We start from the raw sequence: 3989 nt of genomic DNA, 5'->3' as shown, positions 1-3989 counted from the left end.
ATCCACCGCCGCTCCATGCCCCGCGACGAAGTCTGCGACGCCGTCAGCGCCGGGATGCTGCACCGACTCGGGCCACCGGTGCCAGTCGCCGCCGTACTCCTCGGCCAGTGCGCACCAGGTGGCGAAGTCATCGAGCGCAACGCCCTCGCGGTCGCGGTATGCCGCGTACGCCAGTTCGCGGCCGGCAGTTCGTGGCACCCGGTAGACGAGTTTCAGCGCCGCCCGCTTGGCCTTCCAGGCGGCGTCGCGGTCGATGGAGTCCAGCGCGGCCACGCGATGTTGCAAATCTCGGCGCAATCGCCGCACCCGGCTGCGTTTACGCAGGTCGGCGAATTCCGGAATGGCCTCGACGCGCAGATACAGCGGGTTGACGAAGCGGCGCGACGTCGGCAGATACGGCGACGGCTCCATAGGAGAGGTCGGCTCCGCCGCGTGCAACGGATTGACCAGCACGTAACCGGCGCCGTAAACCGCCGCCGACCACACTGCAAGATCAACGAGATCGGTGAGGTCGCCGACACCCCAGGACTGGCGGGACCGGACGCTATATAACTGCGTGGCCAATCCCCAGGTGCGACGAGCGCCGAGGCGCTGGGGCACGCCAAGCCAGGCCGGCGTCACGATCACCGCGGCGCTGGCCACGTCGTCGCCGGAGCGCAGATGCACCCGGTGATAGCCCAGCGGCAGGTCGTCGGGCAGCACAAAGCTCGCTTCGCCGATCCGGCATCCGTCCAGCTCGAACGGTGGGGTGAAATTGTCGACCTGGCGTATCCCGGTGCGAACGGTCCCATCTTCGAGCACCACCCACACCTCGGCCGGCTGACCGTGGGTTACGTGCACCCAGAACGTGGTCTGCGTGCCGGCCTGGCTCAGGATGGTCGGCGGTAGGGCGCGCGACCAGTGCGCGCGTTCGTGCACAATCCGCGCCGCGTTGCGTTCCGCCTCGTCAGCGGCGGGGATGCCGAGCGCGGCCAGCACTGCAATCAATGTGCTTTCCGGGACGCCAACTCGGCGACCGCTCCAATCTTCGTAGTCGGTGGCGATCCCGAATCGAGCCGCAAGTTCGACCAACGACGGCGCCAATCGGCTCATACCGACATCTTGCTTGTTGAGATGTCCTCGATGCGACCCGACTGTTCACCTCGGCGTCGACTGTTCTGTGAGCTGGGTTTGCTCCGGGCCGTACGATGCGCAGCGACGATTTCTTCCATTTCTTCCCACCTAATCAATGGCAGGTGACTGGCTCTGTGGCGCAAACCACTACTGGCGTGTACGCAAATAGCGGCCGCGTCCAAACATTCGCCTGGCGAGGTCGCCTGGGGTGCCCTACCGTTATCCGTGTGAATCGTGGGACTACACAGCATTCAGGCGCTCGATCGACTGGGAGCATAAGCAAAAATGGCTGGTGACCAGCAGCGGGGTTCGGGCTACGGCCTCGGACTGTCCACCCGGACCCAGGTAACCGGTTACCAGTTCCTGGCCCGTCGTACCGCTATGGCGTTGACTCGCTGGCGGGTTCGGATGGAAATCGAACCCGGCCGGCGCCAAACGCTGGCCGTGGTGGCGTCGATATCGGCCGCCCTGGTGATCTGCCTCGGCGCCTTGCTGTACTCCTTCATCAGCCCCTCCGGGCAGCTGAACGACACACCGATCATCGCCGACCGTGACTCGGGTGCACTGTATGTCCGGGTCGGCGACAAGATCTATCCCGCGCTGAACCTGGCATCCGCCCGGCTGATCGCTGGGCGCGCAGACAACCCGCACAAGGTGCGGGGGAGCCAGATCGCCGAGCAGCCGCACGGGCCGTTGGTCGGCATCCCCGGCGCACCGTCGGAGTTCACCCCGACGACCCCGGCGACATCGTCGTGGCTGGTGTGCGACTCGGTGACACCGACGGCCGGCATTGCTGCGCCGCCGGTGACGGTCACCGTGATCGACGGCACGCCCGACTTGTCGAACCGCCGCCACGTGCTGAACGAGTCCGAAGCCGTGGTTCTCAGGTACGAGAAGGACACCTACGTGGTACGGCAGGGTCGTCGGTCGCGCATCGACTCGGCCAACCGCGCGGTATTGCTGCCGCTTGGCTTGACCCCGGAGCACGTCAGCCAGGCGCACCCGATGAGCCGCGCGCTGTACGACTCGTTGCCCGTCGGCCCCGAGTTGACGGTGCCCAGGGTCCCGGGCGCCGGCCAACCCGCGGCGTTCACCAATGCACCCGGGCCGATCGGAACCGTGATCGTGACGCCGCAAATCAGTGGGCCGCAACAGTATTCAGTGGTACTGGCCGACGGAGTGCAGACGGTCAATTCGCTCGTCGCGCAGATCCTGCAGAACGCCGGCACCCCGGCGGGCAACTCGCCGGTGGTGGTGGCCCCCGCGTCGTTGGCGAAGATGCCGGTCATCAACGGGCTGGACCTGTCGGCCTACCCCGACGCCCCACTCAATCCGATCGACCTGAAAGAGAATCCCGCGACGTGCTGGTGGTGGCAGAAGACCGCCGGTGAGGAACGGGCTCGCATCCAGGTGATATCCGGGCCGACGATTCCGGTGCCCAACGGCTCGACCGACAAGGTCGTGTCGCTGGTCAAGGCGGACTCCTCGGGCCGCGAAGCCGATCACGTCTTCTTCGGCCCCGATTACGGCAATTGGGTCGTCGTCACGGGCAATGACCCGGGGGCGAGCACGTCCGAATCCCTCTGGTGGCTCACGAGTTCCGGTGCGCGCTTCGGCGTGGAGAACACTCGTGATTCCCGCTCCGCACTGGGGCTGACGGCCAAGCCGTCGCCGGCGCCGTGGGTCGCGTTGCGCCTGCTGGCACCGGGCCCCGCATTATCTCGCGCCGATGCGTTGGTGCGTCATGACACCCTTCCGACCGATATGAACCCCGCAGAGTTAGTGGTACCCAAGTGAAGCAAGGTTTCGCACGCCCAACGCCCGAACGGGCGCCTGCCGTCAGGCCGGAGAACATCGTCCTTCCAACACCGCTGAGTGTCCCGCCGCCCGAAGGTAAGCCGTGGTGGCTGATCGTGGTCGGCGTGCTGGTGGTCGGCTTGCTGGTCGGCATGGTCGGCATGACCGTCGCCAATGGCTCGCGGATGTTTCTCGGCGCCGGCTCGATCTTCCCGATCTTCATGATCGGTGGCGTCGCCATGATGATGTTCGGTGGCCGTTTCGGTGGCCAGCAGCAGATGAGCCGGCCGAAGCTGGACGCGATGCGCGCCCAGTTCATGCTGATGCTGGACATGCTGCGGGAGACCGCGAACGAGTCGGCCGACAGCATGGACGCCAACTACCGCTGGTTCCACCCGGACCCGACGACGCTGGCGGCGGCGGTGGGCTCACCCCGGATGTGGGAGCGCAAGCCCGATGGCAAGGACCTCAACTTCGGTGTCGCCCGCATCGGGGTGGGCATGACCCGTCCCGAGGTGACCTGGGGCGAGCCGCAGAACATGCCGACCGATATCGAACTCGAGCCGGTGACGGGTAAGGCACTGCAGGAATTCGGTCGCTACCAGAGCGTCATCTACAACCTGCCGAAGATGGTGTCGCTGCTGGTCGAGCCGTGGTACGCGCTGGTCGGTAACCGCGAGCAGACGCTGGGCGCCATGCGCGCGCTGCTCCTCCAGCTGGCCTTCTCACACGGGCCTGACCACCTACAGATGATCGTGGTCACGTCCGACATGAGCAAGTGGGACTGGGTCAAGTGGCTGCCACACTTCGGCGATCCGCGCCGTCGCGACGCCGCCGGCAATATCCGGATGGTGTACGGGTCAGTTCGCGAGTTCGCCGCCGACCAGGCCGAATTATTCGCTGGGCGTGGGTCTTTCACGCCTCGACACGCAAGCTCCTCGGCGGAGACACCGACCCCGCACCACGTGATCATCGCCGATGTCGACGACCCGCAGTGGGAGTACGTCATCAGCGTCGACGGTGTGGACGGCGTGACGTTCTTCGATCTGACCGGGTCTGCGCTGTGGACCGGCAATCCG

General features: G+C 66.2%; 2 protein-coding genes and 1 pseudogene. 2 read left to right on the top strand and 1 reads right to left on the bottom strand.

What is annotated here, in order from left to right; genetic code table 11:
* Window positions 1-1092: 4-alpha-glucanotransferase (locus WAN02_RS10790; protein WP_422264153.1), on the bottom strand; the 1092-nt coding region annotated here is incomplete at its 3' end.
* Window positions 1093-1398: 306 nt separating this feature from the next.
* Here WAN02_RS10790 and eccB point away from each other — a divergent pair.
* Window positions 1399-2910, top strand: coding sequence for a type VII secretion protein EccB (gene eccB, locus WAN02_RS10785; protein WP_422264152.1), 1512 nt, complete (start codon window positions 1399-1401; stop codon window positions 2908-2910).
* Window positions 2907-3989, top strand: a pseudogene (locus WAN02_RS10780) (type VII secretion protein EccC); the annotation flags it as partial. The gene eccB and the pseudogene WAN02_RS10780, both read left to right, overlap by 4 nt.

The sequence above is a fragment of the Mycobacterium sp. genome (genome assembly GCF_049281135.1).
Classification (GTDB): domain Bacteria; phylum Actinomycetota; class Actinomycetes; order Mycobacteriales; family Mycobacteriaceae; genus Mycobacterium.
This window is presented reverse-complemented; position numbering and strand designations above follow the sequence as displayed.

Coding starts and splice junctions, on each gene's coding strand:
- eccB (WP_422264152.1), top strand. CDS start 1,399: ATGGCTGGTGACCAGCAGCGGGGTTCGGGCTACGGCCTCGGACTGTCC.